This is a genomic window from Pyruvatibacter sp., from assembly GCF_040219635.1.
Lineage (GTDB): Bacteria > Pseudomonadota > Alphaproteobacteria > CGMCC-115125 > CGMCC-115125 > Pyruvatibacter.
In genome coordinates this window covers 557064-576081 of the sequence record NZ_JAVJSC010000003.1, presented here as the reverse complement: position 1 = coordinate 576081, position 19018 = coordinate 557064, and the positions used below count along the sequence as shown (strand labels likewise).

Sequence of the window (19018 nt, the reverse complement as noted above, 5' to 3'; positions counted from 1 at the left end):
CTGGTTCCGGGTCTTTGTGCCCTTGGCGGAACCAGCATCTCGTCAGGTATTTGCGCATGCTACCAAAGGTCGTAGCTTTGCACTTCGGCGCGGCCGACAACCATGTGATGCACTTCGTCTGGACCATCTGCGAACCGCAGGTGACGGATGTCGGCATACAGTGACGCCAGCGGTGTCCATTGGGAAACGCCGGTGGCGCCGTGGATCTGGATGGCGTCGTCGATGATCTGACAGACTTTTTCGGGCACCATTGCCTTGACGGCGCTGATGTATACGCGCGCTTCCTTGTTGCCCAACACGTCCATGGCTTTGGCGGCCTGCAGCACGGCCAAGCGCATGGCGTTGATTTCGATACGCGCGCGCGACACTTTTTCAAGATTGCCGCCCAGCTTGATGAGCGGCTTGCCGAAGGCATCGCGGGTGGCACCACGGCGCACCATCAGTTCCAGCGCCATCTCTGCTTTGCCGATTGACCGCATGCAGTGGTGAATGCGGCCTGGGCCCAGGCGAAGCTGCGAGATTTCAAAACCGCGACCTTCTCCAAGCAGAATGTTTTCTTCTGGAACGCGCACATTGTTGAACCTGATGTGCATGTGGCCGCGCGGCGCATGGTCCTCGCCAAACACTTCCATGCCTTCGAGAATTTCCACGCCTGGCGTGTCCTTGGGAACAAGGATCTGCGACTGCTGTTTATGTGGTGCTGCGTCGGGACTGGTTTTCACCATGACGATCATGATCTTGCAGCGCGGGTCGCCGGCACCAGAAATATAAAACTTCTCGCCGTTGATGACCCACTCGCCATTTTCAAGAACCGCGCTGGTGGAAATGTTCTTGGCATCGGATGACGGAAGTCCCGGCTCCGTCATAGCGTATGCGGAGCGGATTTCCCCATCGAGAAGCGGCTTCAGCCACTTTTCCTTCTGGGCGGTGGTGCCCACACGCTCAAGCACTTCCATGTTGCCGGTGTCAGGGGCGCTGCAATTCAGTGTCTCTGACGCCAGCGGGTATTTGCCCAGCTCGGCTGCGATATAGGCGTAGTCGAGATTGGACAGGCCGTCGCCATATTCAGAATCAGGCAGGAAAAAGTTCCACAGGCCTGACTGTTTCGCCTTTGCCTTGGCACCATCCAGAAGTTCAAGCTGGCGGGGATGCCACGTCCAGCGGTCGTCTTTTTGGGCGTCGAGGGCTTTGAACTCTTCGCTGATCGGCACGACGTTCTGCTCGATATGGCGCTTGACGGCGTCCATAAGCGGGCGTGCCTTCTCAGACATTGCAAGATCGAAAAGGTCAGGGTTTTGAGAGTGCACGCGCGTATCCTCCGGGGTGGTTCTTGAGTTTGTCCGGCCTGCGTTCCTGCCATACTGGGAGCACAGAACGCAGGCCATAAATATTGATCCCGCATACTGCGCTGCTCCCGGCCATACGGGCAAGGCGTGCGTGTGCAGACGTTTTTCTCGGCACACACACGTTGTGAGCTATGTTGTCTGTCAGTCGGCATACTTCTTGTGTCGACGGATGGCCCAGGGCCCGCGCGGCATCGCGCTGCATCTGACACGGGAACAAGATCACCGTCATGGATTCGCTCACACAATTCGCACTTGGTGCCGCTGTTTCGACGCTGTGTCTGGGCAAGACGCTTGGGGTTCGCAAGGCGGCCCTGCTCGGCGGTGCGCTGGGCACACTGCCTGACCTGGACGTTCTTATTCCTTTCGACAATCCGGTCGATGCGTTTGTGCTGCATCGCGGGTGGACGCATTCGGTTTTCGTTCACGCGATAGCAGCGCCTGTGATCGGCGAACTGCTTGTGCGATCGTTCAAAGCGCTGCGAGATCATCGCTGGATGGTGTGGCTGACGGTGTTCCTGTGCCTGTCCACGCACGCGATGATTGATGCCATGACGGTGTATGGGACACGGATTTTCTGGCCGTTTTATCCTGACCCCGTGGGCGTGGGCTCGGTGTTTATCATAGACCCTCTATACACGCTGCCGCTTCTCGCTGTCGTCATCTGGGCGCTGGCGCGAGATAGCCGGTCGCGGGCGTTTCGCACCGGGTTGGTGGCGGCGCTGGTTTTGAGTACCGGCTATATGGGCCTTGGCGCGGTGGTGCAGGCGCACATTGAAAGCAGGGCCAAGGCTGTTTTCGCGGATGCCGGCATAGCCGTGGATCGTGTCTTTGCCACTGCGGGGCCGCTGAATACTGTGCTCTGGAAGGTGGTGGGGCTTGGAGAGGACAGATATCACAATGTGTATCTGTCGCTGTTTGATGACAGCAATGATACGCAGATTTATACCCATCCCCGGCACCCTGAACTGTTGGCGGGGTTGCGAGATGCCGATGCGTTCAGGAAACTCGAGTGGTTCAGCCGGGGGTATTACCGAACGGAAATGCTGGACCGGCAAATTGTCGTTTCTGACCTGCGCATGGGGCTTACGCCGGGCTATGTCTTCCGCTTTGCCATTGCCGAGTATCGCGATGAAACCGTGACCGTCATCCCGCCCAGGGTCGTCAGCGCCGGCATCGGCCCCGGCGATCAGGATCTGGACTGGCTTGCGGATCGCTTTTGGGGCGGGTCCATGGCGCGGGCGGCGGAGGCGGGCATTTTTGCGGAATGCGGCAGCCGAAGCGCGGTTTGCTGAATGCTCCTCGCCGTGCGCACCAAATTGATCGCGGTTTCCGGCATGTGCCTCGTCGGATGACTTGAGTGTCCTGCGGGCTACGGACTAGGCTTGACAAGAGGGTATGCAGCGAGCTGCCAGCGGTTCGCGTCACAGCAGCGGCAACCACCCCAACCAGCGCGGTTGCGCGAGAAAGAGGCGTCAATGACGGCAACCACACAAACCGGCGTGTCTGCTGCGCAAGACGTCAGCAGTATTCCACTTGACGAGATTGACGTCTCCCAGCCGCATTTGTTCCGGGATGATACCTGGCGGCCGTGGTTCGCGCGGTTGCGGACGGAGGCTCCGGTGCACTATCTGGCCGACAGCGATAACGGGCCTTTCTGGTCAGTTACAAGTCATGAAATGACCAAGGCGGTCGATGCCAATCACAAGGTGTTTTCATCTGAAGCAGGCGGCATTGCCATTGTGGATCCGATGCCGCTCGATGGGGAGCAGCTCATGCGCGACCCCTCGTTTATCTCGATGGATGAACCGCGGCACGCCCCACAAAGAAATGCCGTCTCGCCTGCAGTTGCGCCCAAAAATCTCGCAGAGCTTGAGCCGATCATCCGTGAACGTGCGGCTGACATTCTCGATAATCTGCCGGTTGGTGAAACCTTCAACTGGGTGGACAAGGTGTCGGTAGAACTTACGGCGCGGATGCTCGCCACGCTGTTTGATTTTCCATATGAAAGGCGGCGTGACCTGATCCGGTGGTCGGATGTTGCCACTGCCGTGCCCAAGGTCACGGGCGAGGCCAATGACATGGATGCCCGCCGGGACGCGTTGATTGAGTGCGCCACGACGTTCTACGGGCTGTGGCAGGAGCGGGCTGCGCAGCCGCCAAAGTTCGACTTCGTGTCGATGCTGGCGCACAGCGAGGCCACAAGGCATTTGAGTGAAGACCCGTTGCTCATGCTTGGCAACATCATTTTGTTGATTGTTGGCGGCAATGACACCACACGCAACAGCATCAGTGGTGGTGTCGTGGCGCTTAATCAGTATCCGGATCAATACGCCAGGCTGCGTGAAAACCCTGACCTTATTCCAAACATGGTGGCCGAGACCGTGCGCTGGCAGACGCCTGTCATTCACATGCGCAGAACGGCTCTTGAAGATGTGGAGCTAGGCGGCAAGACCATTCGGAAAGGCGACAAGGTGGTGATGTGGTACCTGTCGGGCAATCGCGACGAAACGGTATTTCCGGATGCGGACCGGCTGATTATTGACCGGCCGAATGCGCGCCAGCATGTTTCATTCGGCTTCGGCGTTCATCGCTGCATGGGCAACAGGCTGGCTGAAATGCAGCTTCGCGTGCTGTGGGAAGAAATCATGAAGCGGTTCCACGCAGTTGAGGTTGTGGGAGATGTTGAGCGGCTCTCCAACAATTTCATCCGCGGCATTGCGTCCGTTCCCGTGCAGCTTCGCCCGCTTTAGCGCCTGCTTTGATGGTGTTTTTAGCTGGTGGCGCGAGTGCTTCGCGCCGGGATGGCGGCTGCGGTCTAGTCAGCCATGCCGTATGCTTTGCGGAACTCTTTCATGCCTTGTTTCGTGTCTTCGGCAATTTGGGCAACAACCGGGCGCTGGTTGAGGTGTTCCAGCAGGGCCTGCGCCTGGGGTAGTTCTTCGGTCAGGTTCCAGTCGAAAACGCTATGCGCGACGCTGGCGGCCATCGGAAAGGAATGCAGGAATACCATGTCTGCGTAGGTCAGTGTGTCGCCCGCGAGGTAGGGCGTAAAACGACCGCGTCGTTTTATGGCGCTGCAGCCGCGTTCAAGCACCGGGCGCACGCTGTCTTTCACTTCCTGGGAAACGGGTCCGGTTCCAAAAAAGGCTTCGCCGTAGCAGCGGCGTGCGGGCAGCTCCAGATACAGCTCTGAGTATTTGACCAGTTCCCTCACACGGGCGCGCTCATAGGGGTCGGCGGGATAGAACGACGGCCCGTCCACTGCATCCTCGATGTAATCGAGGATGACGCTTGTTTCGGTCAGAAATCCATCAGGGGTTTCAAGACAGGGAACCTTTCCCATGGCGCTCTTGGACAGAAACTCTTCTTTTGAGCCGGAATAAACGCGCACATCTTCATAGGCCGCGCCTTTCTCCATCAGCGCCATCTTGACCATGTTGTAGTAATTCGATGCGGGGAATCCGAGCAGTTTCAGCATGGTCATGGTTTCCTGAGTGTGATGTTTGCTACGGCAGCACCATACCCATCTTCCATGGCGCTGTCCTGGCAGTGCGCACTGCGGGTCAGCAGCAGTTGTGGCCTCTTGCGCACGCCGCAGAATGACTTATGGTCATATTCGTAATTTGAATTGGCGGCTGTCGAAGCTCCATGGTGGGCTTCGTGTCGGGAGGACACTTATCCCATGATCAATGTGACGATTAACGGTAAACCACAGGTTTTGGACGTGGACCCGGATATGCCCATTTTGTGGGTAGTGCGCGAAGAGTTGGCGATGACCGGCACCAAGTTTGGCTGTGGCATCGCCATGTGCGGGGCGTGCACGGTGCATCTTGACGGTCAGCCGGTGCGCTCATGCACTACGCCTATTTCAGTTGCTGAAGGTCTGGAGATCACCACCATCGAAGGCCTGCCGGATGAAGACGGCAAATTGGCGAAAGTGCAACAGGCCTGGATTGATGCGCAGGTGCCCCAATGCGGTTACTGCCAATCAGGCCAGTTGATGTCGGCAGCCGCCTTGCTGCGCGACAATCCAAACCCGACCGACGACGACATCGATGCTGCAATGTCAGGCAACATATGCCGCTGCGGCACCTATCCACGCATCCGCGCGGCCATCAAAGCCGCAGCGCGCGCATAAGGGAGCGGCAACATGAACAAGTGGTCCCGGCGAGGGTTTATTGGTGCAGGTCTTGTGGGGGGTACGGCGCTTGTGGTGGGCGTTGCCATCCGTCCCGGCAACCCGGTTGGCGAGCTTGCCAAGAACGGTGCCGCGCGCGAGGGCGAGCAGCTTGTCAATGCGTGGGTGAAGATCGGCGAAGACAATGTGGTGACGGCCATTGCACCGCATACGGATATGGGCCAGGGCGCACTGTCCACTCTCGCCCAGATGCTGGCCGACGAAATGGACGCCGATTGGGACAAGATGGACGTTATGTCCGCGCCCGCGAATGGTGATTATGTCGGCGGTGACATGGCACGGCATTTTGTGGCGCCCGGACTTGATCCGGGTCGCTGGTTGGAGCCCACGGTTGACGGGATTTTCCAGCAGCTTGCCGGGTCCATGGACCTTTATCTGACCGGTGGCAGTTTTTCCGTTCGGTCCACGGGCCAGTTGGGTATGCGCACGGCAGGTGCCGCGGCACGTGAAATGCTTGTTGGCGCAGCCGCGCATGAGTGGGGCGTTCCGGCGAGTGAAATCACTACGCGCAAGAGCCGCCTTTATCATGCGGCCAGCGGCAATGAAGCCGACTATGCGCAGTTTGCGGCCGCAGCATCCCGGCAAAGTGTGCCGGCTAAACCCAAACTCAAATCCATTGACGAGTTTGAGCTGATGGGTACATCCGCCGTGCGTCTGGACATCCCCTCCAAAGTGGACGGCACGGCGCTGTTTGGCATTGATGCCCAGGTGCCCGGTCAGACCATGACCTATGCGGCTGTGCTGGCACCACCGGTTCCCGGTTCAAAAATCGCGACGCTCGATGCTGCTGAAGCCCGCGCCATGCGCGGTGTCACTCATGTGCTGAACCTTGGTGAGTTCGCGGCGGTGGTTGCTGACAGCTACTGGCACGCACAGCAGGCGGCGAACACGCTCAACGCAACCTATACAACCACGGCGACAGACACGCTTGATCAGGCCGGCATGTTTGCGATGTTTGATGCCGCACTCAATGAAGCCGGCGAGGACGGCGGCGACGGTCTTGTGTCTGTTGGCGACACGAAAGAAGCGTTTGCAGGTGCTGCAACCAAGGTTGAGGCTGAGTATCAGGTGCCGTTTCTGGCACACGCTGCCATGGAGCCCATCAACTGCACGGTATGGGCGCATGACGGGCAGGTGGAAGTCTGGATTGGCACGCAGTCACCGCTGCGCTGCCGCACCGCAGCGGCGGAGGCCTTTGATGTGAGCGTGGATGATGTGACCGTGCATCTGCTGCATATGGGCGGTGGCTTTGGCCGGCGTTCGGATGCCGCCATGGTCACCATGGCGGCGCGCATTGCCAAAGAGGTGGACGGTCCGGTCAAGATGATCTGGTCGCGGGAGGAAGACACGCAAAAAGCTGCCTACCGAAACGCGACAACCAGCCGTTTCAGGGCGGGCCTTGATGAGAACGGCAAACCGCTGAGCTGGGACAATATCTTCCTGTTCCATAACGATCCTGCGGATGCCGCCTTCGTGCCCTATTACGACATACCTGCACAGCGGGTTCGGGCCATCAACGATGTTGAGTTGCCGCTGCCGTTCTGGGCGTGGCGCTCGGTGGACCACAGCCAGCACGGCTATTTCGTTGAATCCTTTGTTGATGAGATGGCGCACGCGGCGGGCCAGGACCCGGTCGCGTTCCGGCTCTCCATGCTGGGTAACTCGCCACGCTTTGCGACGATTCTCAAGAAAGCCGCCGACATGTCCGGATGGGGCAGCACCATGCCGGCGAACCACGGCAGGGGCGTTGCACTTGTGCGCTCGTTCAACACCATTGTGGCAATGGTCGCGGATGTGGACATGAGCAGCGGCTCGCCAACGGTGAAGAAGGTCTATTGTTGTGCCGACCCCGGCTTTGCCATGAACCCGGACGGGTTCACCGCGCAGATCGAGGGCGGCATCATCTACGGGCTGACGGCGGCGCTTTACGGTGAAATCAGTATTCGCAACGGGGCCGTGGAGCAGAGCAATTTCCACGATTACCAGATGCTGCGGATGTTCGAGTCGCCTGACATCGTTGTCGAGATCATCAATGGCGCACCGGACGATATTGGCGGCGGCGGTGAACCCGGCACGCCGCCGATCGCACCGGCCGTTGCCAACGCGGTGTTCAATGCAACCGGCATCCGCCCGCGCAAGCTGCCGCTTGCCGGTCAGTCTTTCTCGGTCTAGAGGGGCTGCCAATATGTTCCGTGTTCTGACAGGTGCAGCAATATTTGGCATCGGTGTGTTTGTGGTGCTGGCAGGCTCACTGTCAGATGCGCGAACACAAACAAGTGAGGCACAAGGTCTGGAGGCGTGGAACACGGCGTTTGAAGTTTTCTCTCACGCGCGCTGCGTCAACTGTCATGTGCCGGACGATAACAAGCCGCGCTGGTCTGGCCCCAGCTATGAGGGGCGAGGGCCATATCATGGCATGGGTGTTGTGGCGGATGCCACACGCAGCAAGGCTGCGGGATTGTCGTGTGCAACCTGCCACCGTGCATCCAATATGCCGTTTCCGCGTGGTGCGCCGGGTGCGCCGAACTGGGTTCTGGCGCCGGTGGAAATGGTCTGGTGGGACCAAAGTTCCACCCAGATTTGCGAACAGATAAAAGACCCTGAGCGCAATGGCGGCAAGAGCGTTGAGCAGGTTGCTCAGCACGTTGTTGATGATCCGCTGGTGCTGTGGGGCTGGTCTCCCGGCCCCGGTCGGGAGCCCGCGCCCCATAGTGCTGAAGAGGTGAAAACCGCGCTGCTCACATGGCAGAACGCGGGCACCCCATGCCCAGCGGCCGATTAGTCAGTTCACAGACGAGCGAGCAAGTGCCTGCGGCGTGTCAATATCGGTTGCATCGCGCTCCGGCATATCGACACAGGCCGTCTTGCTCAGGTTTTCAAATACAGCCCTGCCACCTTTGTCGCCTGTCAGCCGGGTAAGGGTACCGAAGGTCTTTCGCGCGAACAAAACGGGCGGCAGGATGACGCCCTTATATCTGCTTGCCACGGCGGCGTGATTGTCCAATGCAGCGACAACAGCTTGAATATGGCTTGGTGTCACAAAGGGCATGTCGGCCAGCAATACCAGCGCTGCTGCGACGGGCAGGCCTTGGATGCCCGCAATACCCAGGGCCAGCGATGCCCCCTGGCCTTTTTCGGGACTGGGATTGAGCACCAGTTCGATGCCTGCGTCCGCATAAATGGTCGCGAGGTGCGGGTTATCTGCGGGCACCACGCTGATGGCCTTTCCAACGTCGAGACCGCTCACCAGATTGGCGGTGAACGTCGCCATAGGCTGGCCGTTCAGCGGCGCCAGTAGTTTGTCGCGGGTACCGAAGCGCTGCGACAAGCCGCTGGCCAGAATGATGATCGCGACGTCTGCGAGGCTCATGTATTGAGGTCTTTGTAGCTGCCTGCAATTTCGGCCAGTGTTGAGACGGCCAGCATGGAAGCGTCACGGGTGCGCGGAATGAGGCCGATGGGCCCGTTCAGGCGACGAATGCCGTCTGTCGATACGCCCGCCTCACGCAGCGCCTCGCAACGCACCTGGTGGGTGCGGCGGCTGCCAACAGCCCCCAGCCAGAATGCAGGCCCGTTCAGGGTTTGGCGCACCAACGGCACCTCCCAGTCCTGATCGTGGAACATCAAAATGAAGGCTGTCCATTCATCGTCCTGCAGGGCGGGCAGGGAGTGTGGTGTTGTCAGGCGTTGATGTGCGAGCCCGGCCTCTTTCGCGCGACTGAGGGTTATGTCGTCCGGGGATTGAACCGTGACGGCGAAGTCGGCGGCTGCCGCCAGCCGTCCAAGGGCCAGAAGTTCCTCGCCGCGCCCGGCAATGCGCAAATGCAGTTTGGGCACCACGCGCATTGTCAGGAGATCACCATCCCATGCGGTTTTGTCAGGCATGTGCGTAGCAAGAGAAATGCCGGTTTCGGCAATTTTCAGGCCAAGCCCGGTGCGGCTCTCAAGCTGTGCACAGGCGGTGCTGATGACCTGCGTATCAGGCATTGGAACAACGATCATGCTCAGACGGCCACCGCAGGGCAGGCGGATATCCAAAAATGGGGACCCTGCGCCGTATGTCAGGTTCCTGGGTTTGCCATCGCGGATGGCCTCCCGCGCATTGAGAATGACATCAGCATCGACACACCCGTTTGACATGTAGCCCGCGAACCGTCCTGCTTCGTCCACGGCCATCAGGGCGCCGGGTGCCCGCAGTCCGCCGCCAACGGTTTCAGTGATGGCGACCAGCGCACCGGAGCGCCCGGCGGTGGCCGTGTCGGTCAGAAACCGCAGGACATCTTCCGGGTGTGTGAAGCTGGACATTACAGGTGCGCTACGTTCTACCGTTTGCCAAGCGTGCGGGCACCAAACACAAGCAGCAGCACCAAAATCGCTTCTACAACAATCGGCGTTTCCACACCTGCTGGCGCGCCCGCCATCACCACGCCGAGGATGCGTCCGATGAGCGCCAGACCATAGAGAAGCGCTGCGCCATAGATCGCACCGGGCCGTCCTGCAAACAGGCCAATGATGCAAAATGTTGCCGCCGCAAGGAAAAACGCCCCGACATCAGCGCGGAATGTGTTCATGCCCAGGTCCGGCAGGCTGCTGCCCAGGCCAAGCGCGACGGCGGCAGCTTCCGGGGTGAAAAAGGTTTGCAGCCCCATGGCCAGTGAGAACAGGCCCGCCAGGCCAACGGCAATACGTGCAATCCAGATCATTCACCCCCCTTACGCACGCGTGTTTTGCGTGTGCGACATGTTTTTGAGGCTGTTATTCAGCCTGCTTTCCTGTCGAATAGTATGTCAGCAGCGGCGTATTGCGAAGGGGTGGCGGGGTGGCCTCAAATGTCGTGAATTGAAATTCGTGGCCCACGCCCTCACCTTGGGTCATGAAAGTTGCCTCGACGGCTGTGCACATGCGTGGTCACATGGGGCAACCCCTCTTTAGACATACAACCCGAACAAGACAGGCAGGGAGCGCGCCATGAGCGACACAACTGAATATGTGCCACCCAAAGTGTGGACGTGGGACAAGGAAAGCGGTGGGCGGTTCGCCAATATAAACCGCCCGATTGCTGGCCCCACGCACGATAAAGAGTTGCAGGTGGGCAAGCACCCCATGCAGCTCTACTCACTGGGTACGCCCAATGGCGTGAAAGTGACGGTGATGCTTGAAGAACTGCTGGCAAAGGGTCACAGCGGAGCTGAATATGACGCATGGCTGGTGAACATTGGTGAAGGCCAGCAGTTCAGCAGCGGCTTTGTGGGGGCTAACCCCAATTCGAAGATCCCTGCGCTGATGGACCATTCAACAACGCCACCAACGCGGGTGTTTGAGTCCGGGGCGATCCTTTTGTATCTGGCTGAAAAGTTTGGCGCGTTTTTGCCGACGGATCACACCGCGCGCACCGAGTGTTTGTCGTGGCTGTTCTGGCAGATGGGCAGTGCGCCCTATCTGGGTGGCGGCTTTGGCCACTTTTATGCCTACGCCCCGATCAAGATCGAATATGCGATTGACCGTTTTGCCATGGAAGTAAAACGCCAGCTTGATGTGCTGGACCGGCATCTGGCGGACCACACATATATGGCGGGTGACGAGTACACGATTGCCGATATGGCGATCTGGCCATGGTACGGCGCTGTGGTGGCAAATGCCGCTTATGACGCTGCGGAGTTTTTGCAGACGCAAGAATATAAAAACGTCAAACGCTGGATGGATCTGGTGGGCGAACGCCCTGCCGTTCAGCGCGGGCGGATGGTCAACCGCGTGTTTGGCGCGCCTGAATCACAGTTGCATGAGCGCCACGACGCCAGCGATTTTGATACCAAGACCGCCGACAAGATTGCGGCCGCGGATTAAGCGCGCGGGTTTGCGTTGTGTACCGCTAAGGGGCCACTGGCATTTTGTGCCGTGGCCCCTTATTCGTTTTGCAGAAGAGAAAAAATCAGGAGGAATGCGCGCATGAGTGTGACGCTCGACATGGACGGCGATGTTGCCGTCATCACCATGAATGACGGCAAGGCCAACGCCGTGAACCCTACACTGCTGGAAGGGCTGGAGGCGGCGCTGGACAAGGCGGAGGCCGAAGCAAAGGCCGTTGTGCTGGCGGGTAAGCCGGGACTTTTTTCAGCGGGCTTTGACCTCAAGCTCATGCGGGGTGCGACCGGCGAAGAAGTGGCCGCGCTGGTCAATCGCGGTGGCGCGTTCGCCATGCGGCTTTACGGCGGAGAACTTCCCGTGGTGGCGGCCTGCACCGGCCACGCGATTGCCATGGGTGCGTTTTTTCTATTGTCGTGCGACACGCGTGTTGGTGCGCGTGGCGAGTTTGCGATTAGTGCAAATGAGACCACCAACGGCATGACGCTGCCGGTCTTTGGTATCGAGCTGCCCAAGGCGCGGCTTGATCCGCAACAGCTTTCGGCCGCCATCGTGCAGGCAAAAATGTATGACCCCGACGGTGCGGTCAGCGTGGGCTATCTGGATCAGGTGGTGGACGCGGAAAAGGTGGTTGAGGCTGCGTCCGGCATCGCGGCGCAACTCGCACAGCTTCCCGGCGAGGCGTATCGCAACAACAAGCGGATGCTGCGGGCGGATACGATCCGCATCATCAACAAGAGTCTTGGGGTCTAGCGTCCTTCCCTTTGAGGTTATTGCGTGATGCGTGTGACCGTGCCGTGATGCGTCCATGACAAAGGGAACACCATGACACTCGAACTCATATCGCGCGGATGTGCGTCCGCAGATCGGCCGTCGCTGCTGTTCATCCCCGGTGGCTTTCATGATGCCCGGTGTTGGGATCATCATTTTTTGCCGTGGTTTGCAGCGGAGGGCTGGGCGGCACATGCTGTGAGCCTGCGTGGGCATGGTGCCAGTCCCGGCGACCTGGCGGTTGACAAGCCGGGCCTTGATGACTTTGCGCAGGATGTTGAATCCGCCATGGCGCGCATCGGCGGGCCGGTTGTGCTCATCGGCCATTCCATGGGCGGGGTTCTGGCGCAGATGGTGCGGGCATCCAACAGGAATGTTGTGGGGGCGGTTCTGCTTGCTTCATCTCCCCTGCGTGCGTCTCTTGGCGTTGCCTGGCGGATGTTGCGTCAACACCCGATCGCGCTCATCCGTGCACAGATTTTCGGAAACATGCAGGCGGGTATGCCGGCCTTTGTTTCGTTTTTCTATGGGGATGATCTGGACCCGACCCTGAGGGCAAAATACATATCCGAATTATGCAGCGAATCTCCGCGTGCCATTGCTGAAACCTTCAAGCGTTCGCCTCCGGCGACGCCCGATCTTGATACCCGCCCGGTGCTTGTCGTGGCCGGACGTGATGACTGGTCCATCCCGATGGCCGACCATGAGTGGCTGGCGAGAACTTTCGCGGCACCCCTTACGGTTGTGCCCGGCGCTCATAACCTGATGGTGGACCCGGCGTGGGAACAAAGCGCTGAAACCATCAATGACTGGTTGGGGCGTGAGTTTCTAACCAACTGATTTTGTTTGGTTTTTATTCTTTTCCGGGTTCAATGGTCGCGGCTGTTTCGCAGGCGCGAAATGATGCTGCCAAAGTGCTATACTTCGCGCTGAACAACGCAGGGGACAGCGCTAAATGTTCAACGGCCTTAAAAAACTCGAAGACGCCATCGCGATGGCAGACAGCTACGCCGAGTGGTCGCAGGCGGCGATGGACCATGATGCCAAGACCGGTATGGACCGGTGGAAGCGCATGGATCAATCGCGCCTCTATGACCATGTGGAAATCAGGTCGCGGCTTGACAGGCTGCGCGAGCTGCGCGCGCGTCATGACAATGTGGGCCTGTTGTTTGCGCTCAACGAAGGCATCCACGGAAACATGGGCGGCATGGGAAAACCCATGCTGTATAAACGCGCGAAGTTTGGCACCAAGAAGCTGATCTGCGACTACGTGGACGAGATTGCGTCAGCAATTGAGCACCTTGCTGCTCTTGATACGGATGAAATCTCGTTTGAGGAGAAGGTCGATTTTTTCCGCCGCGCCAGTCATTGTTATGGTCGCACGGCACTGATGCTGTCGGGCGGCGGTATTCTTGGCAACTACCACATGGGCGTGGTCAAGGCGCTGATTGAGCATGATCTGTTGCCGACGGTTGTGTCCGGCTCCAGCGCCGGCTCCATTGTTGCTGCGGTGCTTGGGTCAAACAGCGATGAACAGTTGGCGCGGCTGGTGGCGGACCCCGCACTTGCGCTTGAGGCGCGGCGCGAGGCCAAGTGGTTTGATCGCGCGTTGTGGGGCAAGCACGCACAACTTGATATTCATGAAGTCGAAGAGATGATTGCGCGGCTGATCCCGGATCTGACGTTTCAGGAAGCGTTTGAGAAGACCGGGCGGCACATCAATGTCTCCATTGCGCCTGCCGAAATGCACCAGACCTCGCGGCTGCTCAATGCCATCACATCGCCGAACGTTTATGTCCGCAAGGCTGTTTTGGCCTCCAGCGCGGTACCGGGTGTTTTTCCGCCGGTCATGCTGGAAGCCAAGACCGTTCGGGGTGACAGGCAGCCCTATCTGCCGACGCGTAAATGGGTTGACGGGTCGGTGCATGACGATCTGCCGGCCAAGCGATTGATGCGGCTTTACGGCGTGAACCACTTTATTGTGTCGATGGTGAACCCGCTGGTCATTCCGTGGATCAGGGATCCCAAGACAGACACCGGGATTGTTGCGCTGATTACCCAGCAGGCGGGCAAGCTTGCCAAGGAGCTTGTGCGCAGCGGTGTGTCGATGACGCAGATGTTCACGCGCGACATGCCGCGGGTGAACTTTGTGTTGTCGATGTTTTCGTCCGTCGCGACGCAGACCTATACCGGCGACATCAATATCATTCCGACGGCCCGTATTTTTGATCCGCGTAAGCTGTTGTCGCAACCGACGCAGGACGAGATCATGTCGTTCGTCGAAGAAGGCGAGCGGGCAACCTGGCCGAAGATCGAGATGATCAGGGTTTGCACAAAGATCAGCCGGACACTTGACCGCATTCTTGTTGAATATGATGCGCTGGAAATTGAACTGGCCGCAAATGCAGCAGGCAGCACCGCTGAACGCAGCGCACGGTCAAGTTCGCGCGGCAGAATGACCAGAACCGCGCCGCGCAGTCCGCGCGGTAAGAAATCCGCCCCCGCAAGCGGGTCATCAAGCGCGTCGTCAAAGGCGCGACGCAAGATGTCTGCCACCTGACGCGCCGGGGGCTTACCCCAGCGGGCGTGCGACCGGCATGCCAGCGCTCACCATGTCCGCGTCAGTGGCGCGGAAGAACGCACGGTATCTCGTGAACGGAATGCGCGGGAAGGCGTGGTGCACGCCGTGGTAGTTCTGCTGCACATAGGCCCATGTCACCAGCGTATCCAGCCAGCCGGGAAACACGAACACGCGGGTGTTCTCAAACCGGGCGCGCGCCTTGTGCGGCGTGTGTACAAAATAATCAAACAGCAGGCCCAGCGTCATGGCGGCGAGGGCTGCAGGCGCGGCGTAGCCAAACAGCGCCAGCTTCCAGTCCACAAAAACAGCGACCAGCACCAATGCGAGCGTGGAAATCAGGGTGTCACGCAGACCGACCCAGTAGGCACGGCGCATTCTCTTGTCGTCCCAATGGCGGGCGCAATACAGGAAGTAGCCATGAAATATCGTCAGACTACGGAGCATCGTCATCAGACCGTTTGAGCCCTTCACCCAATGGTCCGGATCGTGTTCTGGGTCGTTGGTGTTGCGGTGGTGGGTCAGGTGAATGGTGCGGTGCATCTCATAGGAGTGCGACAGAAAGAACGATGACAATGTGCCGATCGCGCGGTTGATCCACACCATGTCCTTGCGGTCACCGGAAATGTTCTGGTGCACGGATTCATGCAGCGCCGTGTAGCTGAGATAGACGCTGCCATAGACCACAATTGCCACCGCCCATAGCGGCATCATGCCAAGCGCGCCCAGAGTCATGACGGTCCCGATGGCCGCCGCGGACCCCAGTGACAGAGCGATGGTCTGCCAGACCACACCGCCGACCATGGCATGGGCTGTTGTGGCCATGGCGTCGCTGTGGGGCTTCAATTCCGGCAGCATGATGTTCTCGTTTGTGTGCGGTAAATCACCGATCGAAGATGATATAGGGCCTACATTAGCTGATATATATTGCACCGCACCAGTGGTCGGCTCCGCAACTGTCGCATTTGCCATATGTCCCTTCTTTTCTGACATAAAAATGTCCGGGAAGATATCTGCGTCGTCGTTTTCACATCCGGCCGGGATCACGGTTTGCTGCTTTCAGGGCGGGTGGGTATGGATAGGATGAAAAAATTACATAAAACGATTCAGGAGAGTGACGATGGCCGACACAATTGAAGCCCCCCGTTTTTCAGCCGATCTTTCAGGCCGTGTGGCGCTGGTGACAGGCACAACATCCGGTCTTGGAAAACGCTTTGCCCATGTGCTGGCGCAGTCGGGCGCGAAGGTGGTGCTGACCGGGCGGCGGGTGGAGCGTCTGGAAGAAGTCAGGAAGCAGATTGAAGGCATGGGCGGTACGGCCATTGCCCTGCCGCTGGATATGACGGATGCGGACAATATCAAACAGGTGGTGGCGGAGGCTGAAGCGCAGTTCGGCACGATTGATATTCTCATCAACAATGCCGGCGTCCCGGATGCGCAGCGTGCACACAAGATGGAAGTTGAGCTGATCGACCGGGTGATCGATACCAATCTGCGCGGGCCATACATTCTGGCGGCGGAAGTTGCCAGGCGGCTGATCGCCGCCGAGAAGCCCGGACGCATCGTCAATATCGCCTCCGTGGCGGCATACCGTTATGACGGCAACGGGGCGGCGCTGTACTCGATCACCAAGCGCGCCATCGCGCGGATGTCGGAGGCGCTGGCTGTTGAGTGGGCGCGCTACAACATCAACGTCAACGGCATTGCGCCCGGTGCCTTCATGACCGAGATGCTGGAGGGAATGCTGGAACGCATGGGCGATTTCTCAAAGCATTTTCCGCGCAAGCGTATCTGCACCGCAGAGCAGATGGATTCAACGCTGCTGTTTCTCGTGTCGCCGTCATCGGAGGCTGTAACCGGCACCGTTATCACGGTTGATGATGGTCAGGGGGGCCGCTAGATGACGGACGCTGACATCAATCAGGATCAAAAAGAGTTCTGGAACGGACAGGGCGGGTCAAGCTGGGTTTCGGGACAGGAAGAGATGGATCGGTTTCTTGCTCCGTTCACTGAGCAGTTGATGGTTCATGCAGCGCCTGCTGATGGTCAACGCGTGCTTGATATCGGCTGCGGCACCGGCGATACGTCCCTTCGGGCTGCCAGTGCTGTTGGCGCGGCGGGTGCTGTACATGGCGTTGATATTTCGCAACCGATGCTGGAGCTGGCCCGCACGCGCGCCAAAGACGCAAGGGCGGCTCACGCAACGTTTGCGCTTGGGGATGCCCAGACGGATACGCTGGGAGATGCCGCCGATCTTGTGATCTCGCGCTTTGGGGTGATGTTCTTTGAGCAGCCAGTCGCGGCCTTCAAAAACATTCATGCGCACACAAAGCCGGGCGGGCGGATGGTGTTTGTCTGCTGGCAACCGGTGCGTGAGAACGAGTGGGTGCATATCGGCCTGGGTATTGCCAAGAAGCATGTGGCGTTTCCGCCGCCCCCGGACCCGCATGCGCCGGGGCCGTTTGCGTTTGCCGATATTGAGCGAACGCTCGGCATTCTGGGGGATGCCGGATGGTCCAACGCCAGCGCGGAGCCGTTTGCGGCCAAGCTCAATCAGGGAAGCTCCGCACAGGCCGCGGCTGAAAGCCTGATGCTGCGCGGACCTATCTCGCGGGTGATGATGGACAAGACCGACGCTGAAAAAGCCGCCGTGATGTCAGATCTGACAGATGCCATGACAGCAAAAATCACAGATGGACAGGTGATGCTTGGTGCAGGCGTCTGGATTGTATCGGCCACTGCTTAGCGGTTGCGCGCGACCTATGCGGGTTTGGGCGTGATCGCCAGTGCCCACGCGGGGTCCGCGTCGGTCTTGGGCGGCAGGGTCAATGCAATACCGCCTGCTTCGCTGCTCCACGCGACGGCGCCATGGCCCAACAGCTCGATGCGGGCTGTTTCGGCCACGGCAATGTCAGCAATGCGCACGCGCTCAGGCCGGGTTGCTGAAAGCGCGTGGGCAAACAGCGTGCTGTCGGTGCAGGTAAAGCGAAGCTCTATGGTTTCACTTTCCGTCACCGCCGCGCCGTGTGCTTTGCCCCACGGTCGTGTGCCATAGACTGCATCTGCGTTGCGGTTGATCCAGGCACCGAATGCATCAAGGCGTTTGGTCTGCTCCGGCGGAATCGTCCCGTCGTCGCCACGCGGGCCGACATTGAGCAGCAGGTTGCCGTTCTTTGATACGGCATCTGCAAACCCATGCACGATTTCTGCCGTCGTCAGATAGTCTGCGTCCGTATCATTGCGGTTGAAGCCGAAGGAATGGCTCATGCCGCGTGTGGCTTCCCACTTGCCCGGCGAAATGTCGTCAAAGGTTGCGTATTCGGGTGTGCGAAAATCATAGTGGGGCGGCTTGGGCGGCGTAATGCCTTTTTGCGGTGCATCCGACATCATGCGCTTGCGCACTGCGCGGTCAAAACTGCGCCGCACTGGAGGCAGCCGCATAAGGTTTGATTTCCATGAGACGGGCATCCAGCGATCATTCACAACGCCATCGGCAATCTCGTTGTAGTAGTCGGCAAAAAGCTGCATCTGCGGCTTGAGCGGTGTTGGCCACGAAATGTCATTCCACAGAATGGACGGCTCATAGCGGTCTATGAGTTCGCGCATCTGCGCCACGGCATAGGCGGGGTATTTTCCGCGCGGCACGGAGGCGATGAAGTCCCCCAGAGTGCGCAGCGGTTTGGGGTTGAAGGTCCAGTCGATGCCGCCTGAGTAATACAACCCATAGCGCATACCGCGCGCCCGCACGGCCTCGCCCAGCTCGCCCACAATGTCGCGTTTTGAAAACCAGTTGTCGCGCTTCGGGTTTCTTACATTCGATGGCCACAGGCAAAACCCGTCGTGGTGTTTTGTAACTAGCACTACATATCGGGCGCCTGCGCGGGCAAACTGGTCTGCCCAGGCGTCGGGATTCCATTGCTCAACGGTTTCAAGAAACGGATCGCGAAAGTCTGCGTAAGGCCGGTTGTCATAGGTCTCTGCATGAAACCGGGCGGATGGTGTGCCGGGGACTTTGATTGCGTTTTCGTACCACTCCGTGTACGGCGTCATGGCCACGGCTTTGTCGTAGTGATCGCGAAAGATATCGCCGATGCTGCCGCTTGATCCGGCAAAGCCTGGAATGGCCCACATGCCCCAGTGAATGAAGATGCCGAACTTTGCATCGTCATACCATTTGGGAACCCGATGAGCGTTTAGCGAAGCAAGGTTTGGATCATAGGTCATAAGGCGTAGTATGGCAGCGGTCGGATATTTGCCAAGATG

The 19018-nt window shown here is 59.1% G+C and carries 18 protein-coding genes; 11 read left to right on the top strand and 7 right to left on the bottom strand.

What is annotated here, in order from left to right; all coding sequences use genetic code 11:
* Nucleotides 1-59: 59 nt before the first annotated feature.
* Nucleotides 60-1271, bottom strand: coding sequence for an acyl-CoA dehydrogenase family protein (locus tag RIB87_RS06150; RefSeq protein ID WP_350145586.1), 1212 nt, complete (start codon nucleotides 1269-1271; stop codon nucleotides 60-62).
* A 302-nt stretch (nucleotides 1272-1573) separates the two neighbouring features.
* On the opposite strand from RIB87_RS06150, the gene RIB87_RS06145 reads away from it, so the two are divergent.
* Nucleotides 1574-2638, top strand: a complete 1065-nt coding sequence (locus RIB87_RS06145) for a metal-dependent hydrolase (RefSeq protein ID WP_350144611.1) — start codon at nucleotides 1574-1576, stop codon at nucleotides 2636-2638.
* 183 nt (nucleotides 2639-2821) lie between these two features.
* Nucleotides 2822-4096, top strand: coding sequence for a cytochrome P450 (locus RIB87_RS06140; RefSeq protein ID WP_350144609.1), 1275 nt, complete (start codon nucleotides 2822-2824; stop codon nucleotides 4094-4096).
* A gap of 65 nt (nucleotides 4097-4161) precedes the next feature.
* On the opposite strand, the gene RIB87_RS06135 is transcribed toward RIB87_RS06140, so the two are convergent.
* Entirely contained in the window at nucleotides 4162-4830 is a 669-nt protein-coding gene (locus RIB87_RS06135; RefSeq protein ID WP_350144606.1) for a glutathione S-transferase family protein, read from the bottom strand.
* 198 nt (nucleotides 4831-5028) lie between these two features.
* Between RIB87_RS06135 and RIB87_RS06130 the strand changes: the two genes are divergently transcribed.
* The 3 genes from RIB87_RS06130 to RIB87_RS06120 are packed head-to-tail and all read left to right on the top strand — an operon-like array spanning nucleotide 5029 to nucleotide 8326.
* Nucleotides 5029-5484 carry a (2Fe-2S)-binding protein gene (locus RIB87_RS06130; protein WP_350144604.1) on the top strand — a complete coding sequence of 152 codons (456 nt, stop codon included), beginning with the start codon at nucleotides 5029-5031 and terminating at the stop codon, nucleotides 5482-5484.
* Nucleotides 5485-5496: 12 nt separating this feature from the next.
* Entirely contained in the window at nucleotides 5497-7716 is a 2220-nt protein-coding gene (locus RIB87_RS06125; protein ID WP_350144602.1) for a xanthine dehydrogenase family protein molybdopterin-binding subunit, read from the top strand.
* 13 nt (nucleotides 7717-7729) lie between these two features.
* On the top strand, nucleotides 7730-8326 hold the full coding sequence (locus tag RIB87_RS06120; protein WP_350144600.1) for a hypothetical protein: 597 nt from the start codon (nucleotides 7730-7732) through the stop codon (nucleotides 8324-8326).
* On the opposite strand, the gene RIB87_RS06115 is transcribed toward RIB87_RS06120, so the two are convergent.
* From RIB87_RS06115 to RIB87_RS06105, 3 genes are read right to left on the bottom strand one after another with little or no spacing between them, the layout of a single operon-like run.
* Nucleotides 8327-8914 (bottom strand): nucleotidyltransferase family protein, encoded by a 588-nt coding sequence (locus RIB87_RS06115; protein WP_350144598.1) that lies wholly within the window; start codon nucleotides 8912-8914, stop codon nucleotides 8327-8329.
* Nucleotides 8911-9849, bottom strand: a complete 939-nt coding sequence (locus RIB87_RS06110) for an XdhC family protein (RefSeq protein WP_350144596.1) — start codon at nucleotides 9847-9849, stop codon at nucleotides 8911-8913. Before RIB87_RS06110 ends, RIB87_RS06115 begins: the two co-directional genes overlap by 4 nt.
* Before the next feature lie 17 nt (nucleotides 9850-9866).
* The gene (locus RIB87_RS06105; RefSeq protein ID WP_350144594.1) at nucleotides 9867-10247 is read right to left on the bottom strand and encodes a hypothetical protein; all 381 of its coding nucleotides are present in this window, start codon (nucleotides 10245-10247) and stop codon (nucleotides 9867-9869) included.
* Nucleotides 10248-10512: 265 nt separating this feature from the next.
* On the opposite strand from RIB87_RS06105, the gene yghU reads away from it, so the two are divergent.
* From yghU to RIB87_RS06085, 4 genes are all read left to right on the top strand, one after another.
* Complete coding sequence (yghU, locus tag RIB87_RS06100; RefSeq protein WP_350144592.1) at nucleotides 10513-11388, top strand: glutathione-dependent disulfide-bond oxidoreductase; 876 nt, start codon at nucleotides 10513-10515, stop codon at nucleotides 11386-11388.
* 102 nt (nucleotides 11389-11490) lie between these two features.
* On the top strand, nucleotides 11491-12159 hold the full coding sequence (locus RIB87_RS06095; protein WP_350144590.1) for a crotonase/enoyl-CoA hydratase family protein: 669 nt from the start codon (nucleotides 11491-11493) through the stop codon (nucleotides 12157-12159).
* Nucleotides 12160-12231: 72 nt separating this feature from the next.
* Nucleotides 12232-13017 carry an alpha/beta hydrolase gene (locus tag RIB87_RS06090; protein WP_350144588.1) on the top strand — a complete coding sequence of 262 codons (786 nt, stop codon included), beginning with the start codon at nucleotides 12232-12234 and terminating at the stop codon, nucleotides 13015-13017.
* A gap of 115 nt (nucleotides 13018-13132) precedes the next feature.
* Nucleotides 13133-14737 (top strand): DUF3336 domain-containing protein, encoded by a 1605-nt coding sequence (locus RIB87_RS06085; protein ID WP_350144586.1) that lies wholly within the window; start codon nucleotides 13133-13135, stop codon nucleotides 14735-14737.
* A 12-nt stretch (nucleotides 14738-14749) separates the two neighbouring features.
* Here RIB87_RS06085 and RIB87_RS06080 read toward each other — a convergent pair whose 3' ends face one another.
* Nucleotides 14750-15613 (bottom strand): fatty acid desaturase, encoded by an 864-nt coding sequence (locus RIB87_RS06080; protein ID WP_350144584.1) that lies wholly within the window; start codon nucleotides 15611-15613, stop codon nucleotides 14750-14752.
* Between the two features lie 262 nt (nucleotides 15614-15875).
* Between RIB87_RS06080 and RIB87_RS06075 the strand changes: the two genes are divergently transcribed.
* Together RIB87_RS06075 and RIB87_RS06070 are read left to right on the top strand one after the other, a co-directional pair.
* The gene (locus tag RIB87_RS06075; RefSeq protein ID WP_350144582.1) at nucleotides 15876-16655 is read left to right on the top strand and encodes an SDR family NAD(P)-dependent oxidoreductase; all 780 of its coding nucleotides are present in this window, start codon (nucleotides 15876-15878) and stop codon (nucleotides 16653-16655) included.
* Nucleotides 16656-17501, top strand: coding sequence for a class I SAM-dependent methyltransferase (locus RIB87_RS06070; protein WP_350144580.1), 846 nt, complete (start codon nucleotides 16656-16658; stop codon nucleotides 17499-17501).
* A 14-nt stretch (nucleotides 17502-17515) separates the two neighbouring features.
* Here the strand turns inward: RIB87_RS06070 and RIB87_RS06065 are convergent, their stop codons facing one another.
* On the bottom strand, nucleotides 17516-18979 hold the full coding sequence (locus tag RIB87_RS06065) for an alpha-L-fucosidase (RefSeq protein WP_350144578.1): 1464 nt from the start codon (nucleotides 18977-18979) through the stop codon (nucleotides 17516-17518).
* Nucleotides 18980-19018 lie beyond the last annotated feature (39 nt).